A 20,732-nucleotide genomic window follows, 5' to 3' on the forward strand; every position below is an offset into this window, starting at 1 on the left:
GATGCGCTTTGCCCGGCTGCCCGAGCCTCCGTACTGGAGCGTGATCTTCGCCTCGCAGTCTAAGGCCGAGGATGCCGGCTACGTCGAGACGGCCAGGCGCATGTTGGTCCTGGCAGCGGCCCAGCCCGGTTTCCTCGGGGTGGAAAGCACGCGTGATGCCGAAGACTTCGGCATCACCGTGTCCTACTGGGACAGCCTGGAGGCTATCGACCGCTGGCGCCGGGACGTCGAACATGCCGCCGCGCGCGCCATGGGCCGCGAGCGCTGGTACGTGGCCTTCAGCGTCCGGGTGGCGCGGGTGGAGCGTGCCTATGGCTTCGGACCGGGCCACGCATGAGCCAGCCCGGCAAGGTGGACCGTCAGCCAGGCTATGTGCTGCATACCCAGGCGTATCGTGAAACCAGCCTGCTGGTAGATGTGCTGACGCGTGACCATGGCCGCTTGGTGCTGGTGGCGCGTGGCGCCCGACGCCCGAAGGCCGAGCTGCGCGGTGTGCTGCTGCCGTTTCATCCACTGCTGCTCGCCTGGTTCGGTAAGGGGGAGGTGCGCACCTTGCACAGTGCTGACTGGCAAGGCGGTCTGCCGCAGCTCTCGGGCCGACCGCTGTTGTGCGGCTTTTACTTCAACGAGCTGCTGATGCGCCTGACGGCCCGCGAGGACCCGCTGCCGGCACTCTATCCCCTCTACGGCGAGGCGCTGCAGGGGCTTGCCGGTGCGGCCGACCTTGGCAGCGTGGTGCGCCGCTTCGAGATGGGGCTGGTGCGTGCGCTGGGGTACTCCCCCTTGCTGTCGCAGGATGCCGCTGGCCGTCCGATCGAGCCTGCGCGACATTATTTCTGCCGGCCGGGCGAAGCGCCCGATGCCGACGCACCACCAGCAGCGGTGCGGGGCGTCTGGCTCAGCGGCGCCACCCTGCAGGCGCTCGCCGACGATGACTATACGCTGGCATCCACCCAGCGCGAGGCCCGTAGCCTGACCCGTCTGCTGCTGGCCGAGCTCTTGGACGGCACGCCCCTGATGACGCCCCGCCTGCTGGAAGCCGGCGCGGGCGCACTCTCTCTGACCACAGGTTGGCCGAAAGCGGCCGATCCCTCTACCGAATGAGGATGCAATCATGATTCTTCTGGGTGTCAACATCGATCATGTCGCCACGCTGCGCCAGGCGCGCGGCACGCGTTACCCCAGCCCGGTGGAGGCGGCCCTGGTGGCCGAGACGGCCGGTGCGGATCTGATCACCCTGCACTTGCGCGAGGACCGCCGCCATATTCAGGACGCGGACGTCTTTGCCATGCGCCAGGTGATCAAGACACGCATGAATCTGGAAATGGCCCTGACCGAAGAAATGCTGGAGAACGCGCTGCGCGTGCGACCGGACGACGTCTGCCTGGTGCCCGAGAAGCGGGAAGAGGTGACGACTGAGGGTGGGCTGGACGTAATCCGCTATTTTGATCAGGTGCGTGACTTTACCCGCATTCTGCAGCAGGCCGGCATCCGCGTGTCGCTGTTCATCGATGCCGACCGTCAGCAGATTGAGGCCGGACGCGATGCAGGTGCGGGGGTGATCGAACTGCACACCGGGGCCTACGCCGATGCGCCGCATGCCGGCGAACAGGGCCGTGAACTGGCGCGCATTCGCGAAGCGGCGGTGTTTGCCTCGCACTTGGGCTTCGTGGTCAATGCGGGTCACGGGCTCAACTATCACAATGTGAAGCCGGTGGCGGCCATTGCTGAAATCACCGAGCTGAACATCGGCCATGCCATCGTCGCCCAGGCACTGTTCACCGGCTTCGAGGGGGCGGTGCGCGAGATGAAGGCGCTGATGCTCGAAGGCCGTCGTGACGGTCACCACTGAGCCTACGACCATGATTGCTGGCATCGGCACCGACCTGGTGGCCATCGCGCGCTTCCGCCCGATGGTGGAACGCTGGGGCCACGGCTGCGGACGCCGCTTTCTGGCCACTACGGAGCAGGCGGCCTTCATGCAGGCGGCCGACCCGGCCCGTTTCCTCGCCAAGCGCTTTGCGGCCAAGGAAGCGCTGGCCAAGGCGCTGGGAACCGGTGTGCGCGCCCCGGTCCTGCTGACCGCCATTGCCGTCGAGCACGATGCGCTCGGCAAGCCGGTGTTCCGCTTCGCCGAGCCGCTGGGGGCCTGGATGCGCGCGCGCGGCATCGGCTGCGCCCACCTTTCCATTTCCGACGAACAACACCACGCCCTGGCGTTCGTCGTGCTCGAAGCGGGCACGCCGGACTCAGAGGAACGGACCTGCGCATGATCCCGTCTTTTTCTTCCCTTTCCCCTGTCAGTCTGCCGCGTGGCCCGGTGATGGTCGATGTCGCCGGACAGGCGCTCACCGATGCCGAGCGCATCCGCCTGCTGCACCCGCTGGTCGGCGGCGTCATCCTCTTCCGGCGCAATTTTGCCTCGGTGGAGCAGCTGCGGGCGCTGACGGCTGAAATCCGTGCCCTGCGCTCGCCACACCTTCTGATCGCAGTGGACCACGAAGGGGGGCGGGTGCAGCGCTTCCTCGATGGGTTCACCCGCCTGCCGCCGATGCGGGTACTGGGCGAACGCTGGGATCGCGATCCCGCCGAGGCCGAAAGGTTGGCCGAAACCGTGGGCGAAGTGCTGGCAGCGGAGCTGCGTGCCTGTGGCATCGATCTGTCGTTCACGCCGGTGCTGGACTTGGATTGGGGCCAGTGCGCGGTCATCGGTAACCGCAGCTTTCATCGCGATCCGAAGGCGGTCTCCGCCCTGGCCTTGGCGCTGCAGCGCGGACTGGCGCTGGGGGGCATGGGCACCTGCGGCAAGCACTTCCCCGGGCATGGGCATGTGGAAGGCGACAGCCACCACGTCATTCCGGTGGACGAGCGGTCGCTGGAAGCGCTGTGGGCCGATGACATCGTGCCGTTTGCCCGGATGAGCGCCGCTGGGATGACCTCGGTGATGCCGGCGCATGTGGTCTACCCGGCCGTCGACAGTCAGCCTGCAGGGTTTTCGCGCATCTGGCTGCAGGAGATCCTGCGCGGCCGGCTGGGCTTTGATGGCGTGATTTTCTCCGACGACCTGTGCATGGAAGGCGCGGCCGGTGCCGGCGACATTACCGCCCGTGCCCAGGCCGCCTTTGCCGCCGGCTGCGATATGGCGCTGGTATGTAATCGTCCGGACCTGGCCGACGCGCTGCTGGCGCGGCTGAACCCGCCGGCACAGCCTCATCTGGCGGGGCGTTTGGCACGCATGGCCGGGCAGGGTGGGGACGCAGCCGTCTGGCAGGCCGCGATCGCCCGCAGCGACTTTGCCGCCAAGCAGGCAATGGTGTCGGCCCTCGGCCTGCCGCCGGGCGCCTTGGCGGGTCCGGCGGTGGGGGAAACCTGCTGAATCCGGCTTGATGCCAAAGTAAAAAACCGGCCATCAGGCCGGTTTTTTATTGTCGCACGCACGCGCCTGGTGGTGGGGCAGTGGTCGGCAGCAGCCAGGTCAGGGCGCCCACAACGGCACCAAAAAGGACGGGCGCACACCGGCCTGGGCCAGCGAGATCGGCCCGACGATGGAGAACTCCGGTAGCCGGGTGTTGCGCGGATGCGGTTCGCCGTAGAACTCCCCATTGGGGCTGCGCAGCGCAGCCACCCGCGGTTGGTTGGTCTTGCCATCGCTGGGGCGGTGGGTGACCACCGCATATTCATGGTTGGCCAGCTTGACGAAACTGCCCGGCGGGTAGATGCCCAGTTCCTTGATCAGCAGTGCGACAAAAGTCGGATCAAACTCTGCAAACTCCCCGCGGAACAGCCGGCCCAAGGCGATCGACGGCAGGTGGCCCGGGCGATGGGCATGGGTGACGAGCAGCGAGGTGAGCACATCTGCCAGACGTACCAGATGGGCCCCGGGGTCGATCTCCTCCTTGCGCAAACCGTAAGGGTAGCCGCCGCCGCCATACTCCTCGTGGTGCTGCTGTACCAGCAGATGCCAGCGCTCGTCCTCAATGCCCAGGTCGCGCAGCACCGCCGAGGCCAAGAGCGGATGGGCCTGCATTTCGGCCCGCTGTTCCGGGTTGAGAGGGCCGTCCTGTCGGCTCAGCTCGGTGTGCAGCTGGGTGGCACCGATGTTCATTGTCAGGGCCGCGCACAGCAAGGTCTGCAGCTCGGGCGGGGGCAGCTTCATCCGTCGGCCCAGCACTGCGAGGATGGCGGCGCTGTGCAGGCTATGGGTGCTGCCATAATCGTTGAACGGGACCAGCAGGCAGGCGGCGATCAGGCCATCGGGGCCGGTTTCGGCCAAGCGGATCAACTGGTCGGCGGTACGCCGGATGCTCTGCTCCACTTCCCGCATCGCGTAGAAATGGTTGAGCAGGCCCCGGCAGCGGTGGGTGAGCTGGTCCATTTCCAGTAGCGGGTTGGCCTCGCGCAGCCGCTCCTGCGCCCGGCGCTCGGCTTCGGCCAGCCGGGCCCGGCGCTCGCGTTCCTCCCGCTCGCTCAGCGCGGCTTGGGCGTCCACTGTCACCTGACCGGCGTGGAGGATGTGCTCCTTCTGTTCAGGGGTAAGGACATAGTGTCCCTTCTTCACCAGCAACAGGCCGTTGCGGGCGTACACGTCCACCGGAACTTCCTGGCCCACGCGCACCAGGCTGGGCGGTAGTTTGATCTTGGTGTTGTCTGGCATCGTTATCGTTATCGTGTAACCCCAATGCGCTGCATTCTAGACGACTTGGCCCGGCGCGGGCGGCCATCATGACTGGCGCAGCCCCTCCCAGATTTTCATCAGGCGCTTGGCCGACACCGGGTACGGCGTCTTGAGTTCCTGCGCGAAGAGGCTGACGCGCAGCTCCTCGATCTGCCAGCGGAAGGCCAAAAGCTCCGGCGAGGGCAGTTCGCCACGGGCGCGCACTGTTTCCACCCGCTCCTCCCACATTTTCCAGAGGGTGGCCACCTCGGTTGCACGCTGGGCATCGCGAGCGATATTGCTGGCGTACTTGTCCATGCGCAGGCTCATGGCCTTGAGGTAGCGGGGCAGGTGAGGCAACTGCTCCCAAGGCGTGGCAGCCAGAAAACCCTTGTACACCAGCCGTCCCAGCTGCTGTCGCAGTTCCTCGGCCAGCCGGTGGCGCGTCAGCTTGGCCGAGAGCGCCTGGTATTCGCTGGCGATTTGCGTGAGGATCTGCGTGACGGCCTGCACCACCGCAGGCAGGCGCGCGCGCGCCCGGTTTTTCTGCTCGTTGAAAGCCTTCTCGGTGCGTGGCAGCGGGTCGTCGCCAATAAAGGCGCGGTCGGTGATCGCGGCGATCGCATCTGCCAAAAGATCGTCCACATTGGCCACTGCACGCAACTGCAGGCCAATCTGCGTCATACCCGGCAGGCCCTTGGAGAGCTGCTTCATCTGCTCCTTGAGCTGTAGCTGCAGCAGGCGCACCACGCCGCCGCGCATGGCCTGACCAGCTGCGTCCGGCGTGTCGAACAGGCGGATGGCGATTCGGTCCCCTTCCACAGACAGTGCCGGATAGCCGGTGAGCTGCTGGCGGCCTCGGGCGAACTGCAGGCTTTCCGGCAGCTCGCCGAAATCCCACACCCGCACATCGTCCCGTTCGAAGTCGGCGGTGGAGTCGCGGAAGGTCAATTGGGCGGCCTGGCCGAATTCCCGCTGCAAGGCCACCAGGTCGCGCCCCAGCCCCAGCTCCTGCTTGCCGTCGTCCACGATGCGGAAGTTGAACAGCAGGTGCAGCGGCAGGGCTGCGGGGTCGAAAGCTTCCGGGTCCACCTTCAGTCCACCGGTCTCGCGCAGGATGAAATGCGCCAGCTGCGGTGCCACTGGCTTTTCCGTGTCGGGGTTGGCCGAAAGGAAGCGCGTCACAAAATCAGGCACCGGCACGCAGCTGCGACGGATCTGCTTGGGTAGCTGCTTGATCAGCATCTGCAGCTTCTCACGGATCATCCCGGGCACCAGCCACTCGAAGCGCGCAGGCGACAGAGTGTTGAGCAGCGCCAGCGGCACGTCGGCGGTCACACCGTCCAGCGGGTGGTTGGGCTCGAAACGGTAGCGCAGCCTTAGTCGGCCATCGGGCACGTCCAGCCACTCCGGAAACTGCTCCTCGTTGACGTGTTGGGCAGCATGCAGCATCAGCTCTTCACGGGTGATGAACAGCAGGCGCGGTTTGTCGCGCTCTGCCTCCTTGCGCCAGGCCTCGAAGCTAGCGGCATCGACCACCGTGACCGGGGTGCGGCTGGCGTAGAAGTCGAACAGCACGTCCTCGTCCACCAGGACATCCTGCCGCCGGGCCTTGTGCTCCAGCTGCTCCACCTCACGGATCAGCCGGTTGTTGTGCTGGAAAAAGGGTGCGTTGCTTGCGTACTCACCCGCCACCAAGGCACCACGGATGAAGAGTTCGCGCGCGCCGGCCGGGTCGATGCGGCCATAGGAGACCGGACGGCGAGGCACCAGCGTCAGTCCATAGAGGGTGACCCGCTCGCTGGCCACCACCTCGCCCCGGGCCTTCTCCCAGTGCGGGTCGTAGTAGTGCGATTTCACCAGATGCGGTGCCAGCGTTTCTACCCACTCCGGCTCGATGCGCGCCACCACGCGGGCGTAGAGCCGGGTGGTTTCCACAAGCTCGGCCGCCATCAGCCACTTGGGCTTGCCCTTGCGCAGCCCGGAGCCGGGAAAAATGTGGAAGTGGCTGCCGCGCGCGCCCAGATAGTCGTCGCCTTCGAGCGACTTCATGCCGATGTTGCCGATCAGGCCAGTCAGGAGCGCCTTGTGCAGCCGTTCGTACTGTACCTGGGCGAGCGCCTCGCGCTTTTTGGGGCTGGCAGACTCCGTCGCTTCCGCTGCCGGGGCGGTCGGCTTGCGCACCAGGCCCATCTCGCTGGCGATCTCAGCCAGCTGGCCGTGCAGGTCACGCCATTCGCGCATCCGCAGGTAGGAAAGGAAGTGTTCGTGGCACAGGTTCACCAGCTGGCGATTGGACTTCTTGTGACGCAGGGCCTCGTCGAAAAAGTGCCATAGATTAAGGAAGGCCAGGAAGTCGGACTTTTCGTCGGCAAAGCGCGCCTGGGCACGGTCGGCTGCCTCCCGGGCCTCGAACGGGCGCTCTCGCGGGTCTTGCAGCGACAGTGCGGAAGCGATCACCAGCACTTCGTTTACGCAGTCGAAGTCGCGTGCTGCTAGCAGCATTCGGCCAACCTTGGGGTCCACAGGAAGACGTGCCAGTTCCTTGCCCACTGGCGTCAGTTCGCCCCGCTCGTCCACCGCGCCCAGCTCCTGCAGCACCTGATAGCCGTCAGCCACCAGGCGCGAGGAGGGCGCCTCGATGAAGGGAAAGGCATCCACACGACCCAGCCGTAGGGCCGCCATCTTCAGGATGACGGCTGCCAGGTTGCTGCGCACGATCTCGGGGTCGGTGAAAGCCGGGCGGGCGTTGAAATCCTCCTCGCTGTAAAGCCGGATGCAGATGCCGGCCTCCACACGTCCACAGCGACCAGCGCGCTGACGCGCGGCAGCCTGGGAAACCTTTTCCACCTGTAGCTGCTCTACCTTGGCGCGGGGGCTGTAGCGGTTGATGCGAGCCAGTCCGGTATCAATCACGTAGCGAATGCCGGGCACCGTCAGCGAGGTCTCGGCCACGTTGGTGGCCAGCACCACCCGGCGGCCGCCGGAAGGACGGAAGATCTTCTGCTGGTCCTCGTTGGAGAGCCGCGCAAAGAGCGGCAGGATCTCGTAGCCACGGATGCCGGCCTTGCGCAGCTTCTCGGCGGTGTCGCGGATCTCACGCTCGCCCGGCAGGAACACCAGCATGTCGCCCGGCCCTTGGCGCGACAGCTCGTCCACCGCGTCCACGATGGCGTCTTCCATCTCCATCTCGCGCTCGTCCTCGTCGCGCTCGGCCAGCGGCCGGTAGCGCACTTCCACCGGATAGGTGCGTCCGGACACCTCAATCACCGGGGCGTTGCCGAAGTGACGCGAAAACCGGTCGGCGTCGATGGTGGCCGAGGTAATGATGACTTTGAGATCCGGCCGCCGCGGCAGCAGCTGGCGCAGGTAACCCAGCAGGAAGTCGATATTCAGACTGCGCTCGTGCGCCTCGTCGATGATCAGCGTGTCGTAGGCGTTGAGGAAGCGGTCGGTCTGGGTTTCCGCCAGCAGGATGCCGTCGGTCATCAGCTTGATGTGGCTGCGCTCGGAGGTATGGTCGGTAAAGCGCACCTTGAAGCCCACGGCTTCGCCCAGTGGCGAGCCCAGCTCCTGTGCGATCCGGTTGGCCACCGAGCGCGCAGCCAGCCGGCGGGGCTGGGTATGGCCGATCAGTCCGGCCGCACCGCGTCCGAGCGACAGACAGATCTTGGGTAGCTGTGTGGTTTTGCCCGAGCCGGTTTCGCCGCTGACGATCACCACCTGATGCCGGGCGATCGCGCTGCGGATTTCCTCCACCCGCTGGCTGACGGGCAGGGCGTCGTCGAAGGTGGGGACGGGCAGCCGGGCCTGGCGTGCGGCCAGCCGCTCCTGCGAGGCAGTGATCTGCCGCGCTACGTCCGCTTCCTGACGGTCGGCCGGTTGGCCGCGGCGCAGGCGGCCGGCAATCTCGTCCAGGCGGCGGCGTAAGGGTGCGCGGTCCTTCAGCAGACAGGTGTCCAGGGCGGCAATGAGGGGCGCGAGGCGTTCGGTGGGGTTCATGCGCGAGGCTAAAGAGCGTCTGGAAAAAGAGACCGCGATTATAGCAAGCCTGCCCCCTGCGGCGGCGTCCGGGCGCCCCGTCTGCGCGCGATGTCCAAAGGCAGGCGGATGCCTGCCTTGTGAACGGGCTTCGGCCAACCCTTGCAGGGGGTCAGGCGGGCGAGGCGGTTTCGCCGCTGAAGCGGTTGACCGATTGGCCCAGGTCCGCCATCAGCGCATCCAGCCGGCGGGTAGCCTGGGCAATGGTTTCGGTTTCCCCGGACAGGCTGCGGGTGGATTCGCCCACGGCGGTGATGTTGCTGGCGAACCGGGCAAAGCCGGCATTCTGTGTTTCCTCCGCTCTGGCGACCATCACCAGGATCTGGGCCAGCCGATGGGTGTCGTCGATGACGCCTGACAGTTTTTCTTGTGCGGCGGCGGTGAAGGCCTGACCGGACTGGATCTGCGTGCTGCCGCTGCGCATCGCCACGATCGCCTCGTTGGTGCCGTCCACGATCAGGCGGATCTTGTGTTCGATATCCAGGGTGGCCTGCTGGGTGCGCTCGGCCAGCTTGCGTACTTCGTCGGCCACCACAGCAAAGCCGCGGCCCAACTCGCCGGCACGGGCCGCCTCGATGGCAGCGTTCAACGCCAGAAGGTTGGTCTGGTCCGCAATGCCGCGGATTAGTTGCACGATGCCGCTGACCTCCGTGCTCTTTTCTCCCAGGTCTTCCAGCCGCAGCGCCGCCTGCCGGATCGCTTCGCTGGCCTGGTTGATCTGCTGCACTGCATTGTCCATTGCCTCGCCGCCACTGCTGGCCGCGGCCCCGGCGGTGTCTGCGGTACGTGTGGCGTCCTGGGACTGCTGCGTGGTCTGAGTGCTGACCACCGCCATGTCCTGCGCGGCTGATACCATTTCTTCGGCCCGCTCGCGCTGCTCGTGCATGGTGCGCGCCATCATGGTCGTGCTGGCTGCGATCTCGCGGCTGGCGCTGGAGGCTGCATGGATCGAGCGTGTCACCTGCTCCATCATGCGCTGCATCGCGTGGCTGGCCTGCTCGGCCTCGCTGCGGGCGGCTTCCAGTTTTTCAAAGCTGCGGCTCTTGGCGCGGTCGTAGGCCATGGCCAGGGCCAGGATCACCAGCGACAGGCCCACCAGTGACTTGGCCTGCAAGGCCGGGAACTCGGTGTGGGGAATGGGTGTGGGCGGCAGGCTGCCCGGGTCGTGGGCGGCGAGGAAGAAAAGCCCTATTGCCACCAGCGTCAGGCCGGTCCACACCATGCCGGACATCCGGCCGGCCACGAAGATGGCGGCAAACGGGATCGACGCGAACCAGACGGCGCTGGTGGAAAGGATGCCGCCATTGACGTACACCATCCAGCACACCATGCCGTACATCGCCAGCACAAGGAACTCGGCGGTCAGCCGGATGGCCCCGGTCATCTTGAGCAGGAAAGGGCCCAACAACAGACAGACGCCTCCAAGGAGGATGCCGTAGCCCATGGCCGGGTGATGTAGTTTGAAGTAAGACAGTGCAAAGAGTGGAGCGATGATGCCTGCAAGCAGACCCATGCTGACCACGGTGCGGGCGCGGATCGCCAGCTCCGGTGTCTGCCGGGCATTCTCGGGCACGAACCATTCTGCGATGGCAGCGAGTGTCATGCGTTTCTTCCTCGTCGTTGTGCGTCCGTAGGGACTTTTTATTGGTTTTTTGAAGCAACAGACGTAAAAAAGCCCGTTGTCTCCAGCCAAATCTAAAGCAAACGCTTGGCAGGGGCAACGGGCTCGACCGCAGGCGGACTTAGCTGCGCACGATCTGTTGTGCTTGGATGGCAGTCAGGGCGATCGTGTAGACAATGTCGTCCACCAAGGCGCCACGCGAGAGGTCGTTCACCGGCTTGCGCAGGCCTTGGAGCATCGGCCCCACGCTGACGACGTTGGCCGAACGCTGTACCGCCTTGTAGGTTGTATTGCCGGTATTGAGGTCGGGAAAAACGAAAACCGTGGCTCGGCCGGCGACCGGGCTGTCGGGTGCCTTCTGTCGGCCGACGCTCTCGACACTGGCGGCGTCATACTGCATCGGGCCGTCAATCACCAGGTCCGGTCGTTTCTCGCGTGCCAGCCGGGTAGCGGCCCGCACCTTCTCCACGTCCGATCCGGTGCCCGAAGAACCGGTGGAATAGGAGATCATTGCCACCCGCGGCGGAATGCCGAAGGCCGCGGCAGAGTCGGCGGATTGGATGGCGATGTCAGCCAGCTCTTCGGCGGTAGGGTCGGGGTTGACCGCGCAGTCGCCGTATACCAGCACCTGGTCCGGCATCAGCATGAAGAACACGCTCGACACCAGCTTGGCTTCGGGCGCGGTCTTGATCAGCTGCAGCGCCGGCCGGATGGTGTTGGCCGTGGTATGCACCGCGCCCGAGACCAGGCCGTCCACCTCGCCCAGCGCCAGCATCATCGTGCCCAGCACCACGTTGTCCTCAAGCTGCTGCTCGGCCACCGGCGGCGTCAGCCCCTTACCTTTGCGCAGCTCCACCATCGGGCCGACATAACGGCCACGCACCTCGTTCGGATCGACGATCTCGATACCTTCGGGCAGTGTGATGTCCTGTGCCTGTGCCACCTGCTCGATTTCAGCGCGCTGACCGATCAGCACGCAGCGGGCAATGCCCTTCTCATGGCAGATGGCCGCCGCACGCACGGTGCGCGGTTCGTTGCCTTCGGGCAGAACGATGCGCTTGCCGGCTGCACGCGCCTTTTCCATCAACTGGTAGCGGAAGGCCGGTGGAGGCAGCCGGCGTTCGCGCGGCTCGCCCACACGCAGCCGCAGTGCGGCCGCATCCAGATGCTCAGCCACGAAGTCGATCACCCGCTCCATCCGCTCGGTGTCGTCCGCCGGCACCTGACGGCTCATGTTGCTCAGGTAGCTGGTGGTCTCGAAGGTGTTGTATTCGCTGGACATCACCGGCAGGCCGCTGGTGAAAGCCTGATGGCACAACTGCTGGATGCGCGGGTCGGGCAGGGCGTCGCAGGTGAGCAGCAGGCCAGCCAGCGGCACGCCGTTCATCGTCGCCATTGAGGTTGCCAAGACAATGTCCTCGCGGTCGCCCGGCGTGATGATCAGTGCCCCTGGCTTAAAGAGATGCACGATGTTGGGTACGGTGCGCGCCGTCACCGCCATGCTGCGCACCCGGCGGCGGGTGATCTGGCCGGCGAACAGCAGGCGTGCGCGCAGGTAGTTGGCTACGTCCAGGGTGCGTGGAGCCAGAAGGTCCGGCTCGTGCGGCACGGCACCGATCATCGGCAGGCGCTGGTGCTGCAGCATCGAGCCCGCTTCCAAAATTTCCTGGGCCATTTCCTCGGCTCGCACGCCGCGCGGCACGCGGTTGAGGATGTAACCGGCAAAGGGGCGCACGCTGCCGCCGAATGCCTGGATGTTCATTTCCAGCTGCTCGGCGATTTCGTGCGTGGCCAGCCGGTCAGCCGCGCCCACGAAGATCGTCTGCGCCTGCAGGTTGCGCGCGATCTTGGTGTTCAGATAGGTGGAGTACACCTGCTTCTGGTCCGGTACCAGACCTTCCACCACCACCACGTCCACGTTCTGCGCTGCTTCTTGATAGAGACGGACGATCTCTTCCATCAGCTGGTCGATCTCGCCTTGCGACAGCAGGTGTTCCACGCGCTCCATCGGTAGGGGCTCAGGGGCACTCAGGTGGCAGATGGCGCGCGCGAAGTGGGTGGAGCGCTCCGGCTCGCTGGAATGGCTGCCCTGGGCCACCGGCTTGACGAAGCCCACCTTCAGTCCGGCCTGCTCGAGTGCACGCACCAGGCCGAGGGAGACTGAAGTCAGGCCCGCCTCGAAGCCGGTCGGTGCCAGGAAAAACGTCTGCATGTTAGGTCCTGTCCTGCCCCTTACAGCACGCCGGCCAGTGCGGCGGCATCCAGGGCGATCATCAGTTCTTCATTGGTGTTGATCACCAGAATGGGGGTGCTGCCTTCGGCGTGGATGAAGCCGCCCTGGCCGCGTACGCAGACAGCGTTGGCCGAAGCATCCACACGGAAACCGAAATGCTCCAGCCACGCTACCGCGCGTGCGCGTACCCAGGCGGAGTTCTCGCCAATGCCGCCGGTGAAAAGCAGGGCGTCGATCGGACCCGCCGCCACCAGTTGCCCCGCCAGGTGCTTGGCGAGGCGGTAACAGAACTTCTCCAGCGCGATACGCGCGCCCTCGTGCCCTTCTGCTGCGGCCTGTTCCAGTTCGCGACAGTCGCTGGACAGCCCGGACAGACCAAGAAGCCCCGAGCGCTTGTTGAGCAGGTCGTTGATCTCCTGGGCCGTCATGCCGCATTCGTTGGCCAGGTGACCGAACAGGCCCGGATCGACATCGCCCGAACGCGTGCCCATCACCAAGCCTTCCAGCGGCGTCAGTCCCATCGTGGTGTCCACGCTCTTGCCTTGCCGGATGGCGGCCACGCTGGCGCCGTTGCCCAGATGGGCGCAAACGAAAGAGGCCTCCTGCGGCGGCTTGCCCAGGATGCGCGCGGCTTCCTGGCTGACATAGCGGTAGCTGGTGCCGTGAAAGCCGTAACGCCGCACGCCATGCTCCCGGTAAAGTGCCATCGGCACTGCGTAGTAGTAGGCGTGTTCCGGCATCGTCTGATGAAAGGCGGTGTCGAAGGTCGCCGCCTGGGGCAGCCCAGGGAAACATTCGAGTGCGGTACGGATACCGATCAGGTGAGCGGGGTTGTGCAGCGGGGCCAGCTTGGCGCATTTCTCGATCTGGGCGATGACAGCTTCGTCGATCAGTACCGAGGCCTGGAAATGCTCGCCTCCGTGCACCACGCGGTGTCCGATGGCTGCGATCTGCGGTAAGAGGCCAGCCTGTTCCAGCAGGCCGATCAGCGCATGCAGGGCGCCGGCATGGGTGCCGTCTTCCAGCGGGCGTGTGTCGCGCGTCTCGCCCTGGCGGAAGGTCAGCGAGGCGCTGGCGTCGTTCAGTCTTTCGGCCAGGCCGGTCAGATGCGCCTGTCGGGTCAGGGCATCGATCACGGCAAACTTCAGCGACGAACTGCCGCAATTGATGACGAGAATGCAGGTTTTCATGAAAGGTCGCCCGTAACGGTGAAATTTGCGGCCAGAGGTGAAAGCGGGCCGGCAAGGCCCTGCCAACCGTCATTATCGGCCAAGCAGGGCAGGGCGCTCAATCATCCGTTTGAAGCAGCGCCTTAGTCCGCCGCTGCGGCCTGCATTCTCCCTGTTCGGTGCAGCACGGGCCAGCGGAGGCTGTTTCGGCGCTGTTTTACTTTTTCTTGTTACTAAGTTACTGATATATAAAATTTTTATTAGAATAAAAGCGCTTTTTTGCGTTTTAGGTAGGGTAAAAAGGACACAGCGGGGCTTTCGGCCAAGTTTTTTTTGCCGGAAAGGGCTTGCCCCCGGGGGGGCTTGGGGGCAAAATCCGCCCCTCGGGTTGTGGAGCCCGTGTTCTCAACCCGATGACTTTGCAGCACTTAAGTACCGTAAACTCGTCACAAGCGAGATTCGGCTGGTCTTATATCTTCTTCCACGGAGGTGTGGGAATAATGTCTGATCTGGCTTCTTCGCAGCTGCTTCAAGCGTCTGCCGCCCAGCTACCCGTTCATACCTATTTCGATCCGTCCTTTTACGAGATCGAGCAGAAAGTCCTGTTCGCCGACGCCCCGCAGTACTACGGCCACGCGCTGATGGTGCCCAATGAAGGCGACTACCATACGCTCGCGTGGATGGGACACGGCAAGATGCTCAAGCGCGTAGGAGGCGAGGTCAAGCTCATCTCCAACGTCTGCCGCCATCGCCAGGCACTGATCTACCAAGGCCGTGGCAACGGCAACCACATCGTCTGCAATCTGCACGGCTGGACCTATGACGCTGCAGGACAGCTGGTGGGTGCGCCGCACTTCCCCGAAACCCCCTGCCTCAACCTCAACCAGACCGCGCTCACCAGCTGGAACGGCCTGCTGTTCGATGCCAAGCGCGACATTGCCCGCGATCTGGAACAGTTGGGTGTGGCCCGGCACATGCGTTTCGAGGGCTTTGCCTTTCACTCCAGCCACATCACCGAATACGACTTCAACTGGAAGACCTTCATCGAGGTGTATTCGGAGGATTACCACGTCGATCCCTTCCATCCGGGACTGGGCAACTTCGTGAACTGTGGGGACCTGAAGTGGGAGTGGGGCGAGCAGTACCACGTGCAGACGGTGGGGGTGAAGAACCGCCTCGCCCGTGCCGGCAGCAAGATCTACGGCAAGTGGCACGAAGAGGTCCTCCGGCGCTATGCCGACCAGCAGCCCGAGTACGGCGCCATCTGGCTGACCTACTACCCCAACATCATGGTGGAGTGGTACCCGCATGTGCTGGTGGTGAGCGTGGCCATCCCCAAGGGGCCGGAAAAGTGCACCGTGATTACCGAGTTCTACTATCCCGAGGATATCGTCTGGTTTGAGCCCGAGTTCATCCAAGCCGAACAGGCCGCCTATTTCGAGACAGCCAAGGAAGACGATGAGATCTGCTACCGCATGCACGAGGGCCGCAAGGCACTGTGGCTGCGGGGCGAGAGCGAGGTAGGACCGTACCAGTCGCCCACCGAGGACGGGATGCAGCACTTCCACGAGTTTTACCGCCGCCTGATGGGTGAGCATCTGGTTGGCTAAGGCTGCCGTTTCGCGGCACAATGAAAAGGCGCGGAAGGTTCCGCGCCTTTTTATTTGTCCATCAGGCCCGTTCCCTCCATGCAACGCTTACTTGTGTCGCTGATCGCCGCGCTCGTGCCGGCCCTCGTTCTGGCCGCCCCCTATACCGATGCCCGTCTCGGTGTGCGCTTCAATGTGCCACCCGGCTGGCGTGTCCAGCCCGAAACCCTGCGTGGCGAACGGGTGCTGCGGGTGATTCCACCCAAGGCCGACCAGCGTGAACGGGCAGCCATCGACGTCAGCGTGCGTGTGGGGCGGGTTGGCCGAAAAGACACCTTGGAACGCTTTGCTCGGCGTCTGTCACAGCCGGCCGGAGAGCGTGAGGCAGCCCGCTGGGTGCGGTTGGATGACAAGGTCGGCCGGCTCGGGGCGCTGTACCGCGAGGGGCATTTTGTCGACAACCATCTTTGGATCGTGCGCAACACCCTGATGGTGGCGCTGCAGGTAGACCGCACACGCGCCGAGGCCCGCTGCAGCGCCACCGCCGCCGAGTACAAGACGTGGCGGCGCCCGCTGGAGTCGGTGTGCTGGTCGCTCGAGTTCGTCGCCAAGCCGCGGAGCACCAGCCGATGAACCTGCTGCTCGCCCACCCTCTTTTCCTGCGGCTACGCACGGGTCAGCTTGGAGCAGGCTGGATGCTGGTGGCTGCGCTGCTGTTCGCCTGGATGAGCGTGTTCGTTAAATGGGGTGCGGAGCGTTTTTCCGCCACCGAGCTCCTGTTCTATCGCACGCTGATCGGCTGGGTGGGCATCGGCACCGTGCTGGCCATCCGCCGGCAACCGCTGGGCACGCACCACATCGGCGCCCATCTGAAGCGGTCGGCTGCGGGTTACCTGTCGCTGCTGCTTTATTTTTACGCACTGGTGCATCTGCCCATTGCCACTGCAGTCACGCTCAACTACACCTCCTCGCTGTTCTTTGCGCTGTTGTGCGTGTGGCTCTTGCGTGAGCGCCTGTCAGCGCGGGTGAGCCTAGCCCTGGTACTGGGCTTTGCCGGCATCATCGTGCTGCTCAAACCCACGCTGTCGGGCGATGCCTGGTTTGCCGGCGTGATGGGACTGGGTTCCGGGCTGTCGGCGGGCCTGGCCGTCTTCCAGGTACGCGAGCTGGGCAAGCTGGGGGAGCCCGAGTGGCGCACGGTGTTCTTCTTCACCGGCTTCTGCACTCTGATGGGGCTGGGCACGATGCTGTTCCTGCCGATCCATCCGCTCTCGCCCGAAAGCCTGGGGCCGCTGCTTGGCATCGGCGTGACTGCCACGCTGGGGCAGCTGGCGATGACGCGGGCCTACCGCGAGGGGCAGAAGTTCCTGGTAGCCACCTTCGGCTACGTCACCGTAGTGTTCTCGGCGCTGCTCGGCCTGCTGTTCTGGGGGGACCCGCTGGGGCTGGATGCGGTGCTGGCCATCGGGCTGATCATTTTTTCAGGTGTACTGGCGGCAAAGCGATGAGCCTGACTTCTTCTCCAGTCAGCCCTGAGGCAGCACCCGGCTCGCGACTAGGCGCAGGCTGGATGGTGGTGGCTTCGGTGCTCTTTGGCCTGATGGGCTATTGTGTCAAGCTCGCCTCATCCGACTTCTCCCCCATCGAGCTGGTGCTGTGGCGCACCCTGTTCGGCGTGGCATTGCTCGGACCGCTGGCCGCTGTACGCAGGGCCCGCTTCCGCACTCCTCACTGGCGAGCACATCTGGGGCGCAGTCTCACCGGCTACCTGGCGCTTTTGCTCAACTTCTATGCCATCGCGCACCTGCCGCTGGCCACCGCCGTCACGCTCAATTACACCTCGCCGCTCTTTCTTGCGGTGCTGTCGGTCGTCGCTCTGCGCGAGCGGCTGACCACGCAGGCCACGGCCGCGCTGGCATTGGGTTTTGCCGGCGTGGTGCTGCTGCTTCGGCCAACCTTTGCCGCCGACGCCTGGTTGGCGGGCGTCATGGGGCTTGGTGCGGGTTTCCTGGCCGGCTGGGCCTATCTGCACGTGCGCGAGCTGGGCCGACTCGGCGAGCCGGAGTGGCGCACGGTATTCTATTTCGCGCTGGTGTCCTCGGTGGGTGGGCTTGTGCTGATGGCCTTCAACGACTGGCATCCGGTCAACGCACACAATGTCTGGCCCCTTGCAGGCATCGGCCTCACCGCCACCTTGGCGCAGCTGGCGATGACCCGCGCTTACAAGGTTGGCCGAAAGATGCTGGCTGCCAGCCTGTCCTACCTGACCGTGGTGTTTTCCAGCCTGATCGGCATCTTTGCCTGGAACGATCCGCTTTCGCCTGGCCTGCTGGGCGGCATGGCGTTGATCGTCGTCAGCGGCATTGTCGCCAGCCGGCGCTAGAATACGGGTAACGATTCGTTTTCACGCACGTCCCTGAAAAAGGAGCCTGACATGATCTCCATCCGCGAACAGAACTACGGTCTCGACGTGGCGCTCTTCAACGAATTCACCCTGGCCGACTTCAAGCTGTTCGAAGAAGCCCTGCTCAAGCGCGTTCAGGAGCAGGGCCGGCCCGACCTCCTCCTGGACCTGTCCGAACTGGTGGACTTCACGCTCGACATGGCCTTTGAGGAACTGCGCTTCATGCGCGCCCACGAGGGCGACTACGGCCGGTTGGCCATCGTGGTCAGCGACGTCTGGATCAAGCTGGCCGCGCATCTGTCGGGCCTGCTGGCCGCCACCCATGCCCGCTATTTCGACAGCGTCGAGGCGGCACAGGCCTGGCTGGCTGCGCCCACACCGGAAGCGGCTTGATTTCCGGGCCCAAGCGGCTAAAGTAACGGCTTTTTTCAAGCAGAAGAAAAAAGCCGAATGTTGAAAAGCATCGCCAGCCGCCTCGCGGCAGAACTCGCCGTCCGCGAGGCGCAAGTCGCCGCCACCATCGAATTGATCGACGGCGGCGCCACCGTCCCTTTCATCGCCCGCTATCGCAAGGAAGCCACCGGTGGCCTGGACGACACCCAGTTGCGAACCCTGGCCGAACGGCTCGTGTACCTGCGCGAACTGGACGACCGGCGCGAAACCATCCTCAAGAGCATCGCCGAACAGGGCAAGCTCACGCCCGAGCTGGAGTCCGCCCTGTATGCGGCCGACAACAAGACCACGCTCGAAGATCTCTACCTGCCGTACAAGCCCAAGCGCCGCACCAAGGCACAGATTGCCCGCGAGGCGGGTTTGGCCCCGCTGGCGGACACCCTGCTCGCCGATCCCCAGCAGGAGCCGACCGCGCTCGCCGAAGGCTTCCTCAATGCCGAAGCCGGCTTTGCCGACGCGCGCACAGTGCTCGATGGTGCCCGCGCCATCCTGATCGAGCGCTTTGCCGAGGACGCCGAGCTGCTGGGCCACCTCCGTGAACGCCTGTGGAATGAAGGCGAACTGGCCGCCACCCTGGTGGAAGGCAAGGAGGAGGCGGGCGCCAAGTTCTCTGACTACTTCAACCATCGCGAGCCCTTGCGCAGCACGCCCTCCCACCGTGCTCTGGCCCTGCTGCGCGGGCGCAATGAAGGCGTGCTCAACCTCGCACTCAAGTATCAGTCCGACGACACCCCTATCACCGAACGTTCGGCCTACGAGCAGGCGATCGCCGCCCGCTTTGGCATTGCCGACGCCGGCCGTCCGGCCGACAAGTGGCTGCTGGACACGGTCCGTCTCACGTGGCGGGCCAAGATATTCCTCTCGTTGGAGCTCGAACTGATCGCGCGCATCAAGGAGGCTGCCGATGCCGAGGCCATCAAGGTCTTTTCGGCCAACCTGCACGACCTGCTGCTGGCCGCACCGGCCGGCCTGCGCCCGACGATGGGGCTGGATCCGGGGCTGCGCACCGGCGTCAAGGTGGCGGTCGTGGATGCCACGGGCAAGCTCGTCGACACTGCCACCATCTATCCGCACGAGCCACGACGTGAATGGGACAAATCCCTCGCTGTCCTGGCTGCTCTGGCGACCCGTCACAAGGTGGAGCTGATCGCCATCGGCAACGGTACCGCCAGCCGGGAGACCGACAGGCTCGCCGCCGACCTCATCAAGGCCTTCCCACAGCTCGGGCTCACCAAGATCGTCGTCAGCGAAGCGGGCGCTTCGGTCTACTCGGCTTCAGAGCTCGCTGCGCGTGAGTTCCCGGAGCTGGATGTATCGTTGCGGGGGGCTGTATCGATTGCCCGTCGCCTGCAGGATCCGTTGGCCGAACTGGTCAAGATCGACCCGAAGTCCATCGGGGTGGGCCAGTATCAGCACGACGTCAACCAGAGCCAGCTTGCCCGCGCGCTGGATGCGGTGGTGGAAGACTGCGTCAATGCCGTGGGGGTCGACGTGAACACCGCTTCGGTCCCGCTGCTGGCGCGCATCTCTGGCCTCAACGCTACGCTGGCCAGCAACATCGTCAGCTACCGCGACCAGAACGGCGTATTCCACACCCGGCAGGAGCTGCTGAAAGTGCCGCGCCTAGGCGAAAAGACCTTTGAACAGGCCGCCGGCTTCCTGCGCATTTCCAACGGCCCCAATCCCTTGGACGCCTCCGCCGTCCACCCCGAGGCTTACCCTGTGATCGAAAAGATCGTTGCGCGGGTGGGGCGCGATGTGAAGCAGCTCATCGGAGACAGCGTCTTTCTCAAGAGTCTGCGCCCAGCGGACTACACCGATGAACGCTTCGGCCTGCCCACCGTCATGGATATTCTGCGCGAACTGGACAAGCCCGGACGCGACCCCCGGCCGGAGTTCAAGACCGCCACCTTCCAGGAAGGTGTGGAGGATCTGGCGGACCTGCAGCCGGGTATGGTGCTCGAAGGTGTCGTGACCAATGTGGCCAACTTCGGCGCCTTCGTCGACATTGGCGTGCATCAGGACGGACTGGTCCACATCTCAGCCCTTTCCACCAAGTACATCGATGACCCGCGCAAGGTGGTCAAGGCCGGCGACGTGGTCAAGGTCAAGGTGCTGGAGGTGGATGTCAAGCGCCGCCGCATTGCCCTTACCATGCGTCTGGATGACGAAGTGGGCCAGAGTGGGCGCGGTGGGGCTGCGCGGGGAGGGGAGGCGCGAGGCACGCGTGCCGGCACCAACCGCACGCAGGCGCCGGCAGCCGATACGGCCATGGCGGCCGCCTTCGCAAAACTGCGCGGCAAGTAATGACCTAAGTTCCTAAGCCCCTTGCACCCGGCTGTCGCTGGCAGAAGGTGCAAGGGCCCCAGGGCTGCCTCGCTCGTTCGTCAGAGGGGTGCGATGGGCCTGTTCCGGGGCTGGAAGAGGTTGGTTTGCAAATAATCCGTAACAAAGTGTTGACGCGTCCTTATTGGGTGGGTATAGTTCGCTTCCTCTGCTGAGCGCAACGGCGCCGGCCTGATCTTTGACAGTTTAGAACAACCGATAGGTGTGAGTGGTTTGCGAGAG

16 protein-coding genes are annotated in these 20,732 nt (G+C 64.9%); 11 read left to right on the top strand and 5 right to left on the bottom strand.

Annotated elements, in window-relative coordinates:
* Position 1: 1 nt before the first annotated feature.
* The 5 genes from EV669_RS11950 to nagZ are packed head-to-tail and all read left to right on the top strand — an operon-like array spanning position 2 to position 3,376.
* The gene (locus EV669_RS11950; RefSeq protein ID WP_132098798.1) at positions 2-337 is read left to right on the top strand and encodes an antibiotic biosynthesis monooxygenase family protein; all 336 of its coding nucleotides are present in this window, start codon (positions 2-4) and stop codon (positions 335-337) included.
* Complete coding sequence (recO, locus tag EV669_RS11955) at positions 334-1,104, top strand: DNA repair protein RecO (protein ID WP_132098799.1); 771 nt, start codon at positions 334-336, stop codon at positions 1,102-1,104. The genes EV669_RS11950 and recO overlap by 4 nt, the downstream gene beginning before the upstream one ends.
* A gap of 10 nt (positions 1,105-1,114) precedes the next feature.
* Positions 1,115-1,852: a pyridoxine 5'-phosphate synthase gene (gene pdxJ, locus EV669_RS11960; protein WP_132098800.1), complete on the top strand. Its 738-nt coding sequence runs from the start codon at positions 1,115-1,117 to the stop codon at positions 1,850-1,852.
* 10 nt (positions 1,853-1,862) lie between these two features.
* Positions 1,863-2,273, top strand: coding sequence for a holo-ACP synthase (acpS, locus tag EV669_RS11965; protein WP_055434395.1), 411 nt, complete (start codon positions 1,863-1,865; stop codon positions 2,271-2,273).
* Positions 2,270-3,376, top strand: a complete 1,107-nt coding sequence (nagZ, locus tag EV669_RS11970) for a beta-N-acetylhexosaminidase (protein WP_132098801.1) — start codon at positions 2,270-2,272, stop codon at positions 3,374-3,376. The genes acpS and nagZ overlap by 4 nt, the downstream gene beginning before the upstream one ends.
* Before the next feature lie 99 nt (positions 3,377-3,475).
* Here nagZ and EV669_RS11975 read toward each other — a convergent pair whose 3' ends face one another.
* The 5 genes from EV669_RS11975 to EV669_RS11995 form a co-directional block, all read right to left on the bottom strand.
* Positions 3,476-4,654, bottom strand: a complete 1,179-nt coding sequence (locus EV669_RS11975) for an HD-GYP domain-containing protein (RefSeq protein WP_132098802.1) — start codon at positions 4,652-4,654, stop codon at positions 3,476-3,478.
* Positions 4,655-4,720: 66 nt separating this feature from the next.
* Positions 4,721-8,656 (bottom strand): ATP-dependent RNA helicase HrpA, encoded by a 3,936-nt coding sequence (gene hrpA, locus EV669_RS11980; protein ID WP_132098803.1) that lies wholly within the window; start codon positions 8,654-8,656, stop codon positions 4,721-4,723.
* A gap of 151 nt (positions 8,657-8,807) precedes the next feature.
* Complete coding sequence (locus tag EV669_RS11985; RefSeq protein WP_055434399.1) at positions 8,808-10,298, bottom strand: methyl-accepting chemotaxis protein; 1,491 nt, start codon at positions 10,296-10,298, stop codon at positions 8,808-8,810.
* Positions 10,299-10,437: 139 nt separating this feature from the next.
* Positions 10,438-12,528, bottom strand: a complete 2,091-nt coding sequence (gene pta / locus EV669_RS11990; RefSeq protein ID WP_054285291.1) for a phosphate acetyltransferase — start codon at positions 12,526-12,528, stop codon at positions 10,438-10,440.
* Positions 12,529-12,548: 20 nt separating this feature from the next.
* Positions 12,549-13,739: an acetate kinase gene (locus tag EV669_RS11995; protein WP_132098804.1), complete on the bottom strand. Its 1,191-nt coding sequence runs from the start codon at positions 13,737-13,739 to the stop codon at positions 12,549-12,551.
* A 479-nt stretch (positions 13,740-14,218) separates the two neighbouring features.
* On the opposite strand from EV669_RS11995, the gene EV669_RS12000 reads away from it, so the two are divergent.
* The 6 genes from EV669_RS12000 (at position 14,219) to EV669_RS12025 (ending at position 20,471) form a co-directional block, all read left to right on the top strand.
* Entirely contained in the window at positions 14,219-15,328 is a 1,110-nt protein-coding gene (locus EV669_RS12000) for an aromatic ring-hydroxylating oxygenase subunit alpha (RefSeq protein ID WP_132098805.1), read from the top strand.
* A 78-nt stretch (positions 15,329-15,406) separates the two neighbouring features.
* A complete protein-coding gene (locus EV669_RS12005; protein ID WP_054285288.1) occupies positions 15,407-15,940 on the top strand; it encodes a hypothetical protein in 534 nt (177 codons plus the stop codon).
* Positions 15,937-16,815: a DMT family transporter gene (locus EV669_RS12010; protein ID WP_132098806.1), complete on the top strand. Its 879-nt coding sequence runs from the start codon at positions 15,937-15,939 to the stop codon at positions 16,813-16,815. The genes EV669_RS12005 and EV669_RS12010 overlap by 4 nt, the downstream gene beginning before the upstream one ends.
* Positions 16,812-17,690 carry a DMT family transporter gene (locus EV669_RS12015; protein ID WP_055434403.1) on the top strand — a complete coding sequence of 293 codons (879 nt, stop codon included), beginning with the start codon at positions 16,812-16,814 and terminating at the stop codon, positions 17,688-17,690. Before EV669_RS12010 ends, EV669_RS12015 begins: the two co-directional genes overlap by 4 nt.
* A gap of 51 nt (positions 17,691-17,741) precedes the next feature.
* Entirely contained in the window at positions 17,742-18,104 is a 363-nt protein-coding gene (locus tag EV669_RS12020; RefSeq protein ID WP_055434404.1) for a SpoIIAA family protein, read from the top strand.
* A gap of 57 nt (positions 18,105-18,161) precedes the next feature.
* A complete protein-coding gene (locus tag EV669_RS12025) occupies positions 18,162-20,471 on the top strand; it encodes a Tex family protein (protein WP_132098807.1) in 2,310 nt (769 codons plus the stop codon).
* The last annotated feature ends 261 nt before the right edge of the window (positions 20,472-20,732 follow it).

Origin of the sequence: Gulbenkiania mobilis (genome assembly GCA_004346645.1) — a bacterium.
GTDB classification, from domain to species: domain Bacteria; phylum Pseudomonadota; class Gammaproteobacteria; order Burkholderiales; family Chromobacteriaceae; genus Gulbenkiania; species Gulbenkiania mobilis.

Bases quoted from the DNA above. Each gene is read 5' to 3' on its own strand.
- acpS (WP_055434395.1), top strand. From the start codon at position 1,863: ATGATTGCTGGCATCGGCACCGACCTGGTGGCCATCGCGCGCTTCCGC.
- recO (WP_132098799.1), top strand. From the start codon at position 334: ATGAGCCAGCCCGGCAAGGTGGACCGTCAGCCAGGCTATGTGCTGCAT.
- pta (WP_054285291.1), bottom strand. From the start codon at position 12,528: ATGCAGACGTTTTTCCTGGCACCGACCGGCTTCGAGGCGGGCCTGACT.
- pdxJ (WP_132098800.1), top strand. From the start codon at position 1,115: ATGATTCTTCTGGGTGTCAACATCGATCATGTCGCCACGCTGCGCCAG.
- EV669_RS11995 (WP_132098804.1), bottom strand. From the start codon at position 13,739: ATGAAAACCTGCATTCTCGTCATCAATTGCGGCAGTTCGTCGCTGAAG.
- EV669_RS12020 (WP_055434404.1), top strand. From the start codon at position 17,742: ATGATCTCCATCCGCGAACAGAACTACGGTCTCGACGTGGCGCTCTTC.
- EV669_RS11975 (WP_132098802.1), bottom strand. From the start codon at position 4,654: ATGCCAGACAACACCAAGATCAAACTACCGCCCAGCCTGGTGCGCGTG.
- hrpA (WP_132098803.1), bottom strand. From the start codon at position 8,656: ATGAACCCCACCGAACGCCTCGCGCCCCTCATTGCCGCCCTGGACACC.
- nagZ (WP_132098801.1), top strand. From the start codon at position 2,270: ATGATCCCGTCTTTTTCTTCCCTTTCCCCTGTCAGTCTGCCGCGTGGC.
- EV669_RS12025 (WP_132098807.1), top strand. From the start codon at position 18,162: ATGTTGAAAAGCATCGCCAGCCGCCTCGCGGCAGAACTCGCCGTCCGC.
- EV669_RS12005 (WP_054285288.1), top strand. From the start codon at position 15,407: ATGCAACGCTTACTTGTGTCGCTGATCGCCGCGCTCGTGCCGGCCCTC.
- EV669_RS11950 (WP_132098798.1), top strand. From the start codon at position 2: ATGCGCTTTGCCCGGCTGCCCGAGCCTCCGTACTGGAGCGTGATCTTC.
- EV669_RS12000 (WP_132098805.1), top strand. From the start codon at position 14,219: ATGTCTGATCTGGCTTCTTCGCAGCTGCTTCAAGCGTCTGCCGCCCAG.
- EV669_RS12010 (WP_132098806.1), top strand. From the start codon at position 15,937: ATGAACCTGCTGCTCGCCCACCCTCTTTTCCTGCGGCTACGCACGGGT.
- EV669_RS11985 (WP_055434399.1), bottom strand. From the start codon at position 10,298: ATGACACTCGCTGCCATCGCAGAATGGTTCGTGCCCGAGAATGCCCGG.
- EV669_RS12015 (WP_055434403.1), top strand. From the start codon at position 16,812: ATGAGCCTGACTTCTTCTCCAGTCAGCCCTGAGGCAGCACCCGGCTCG.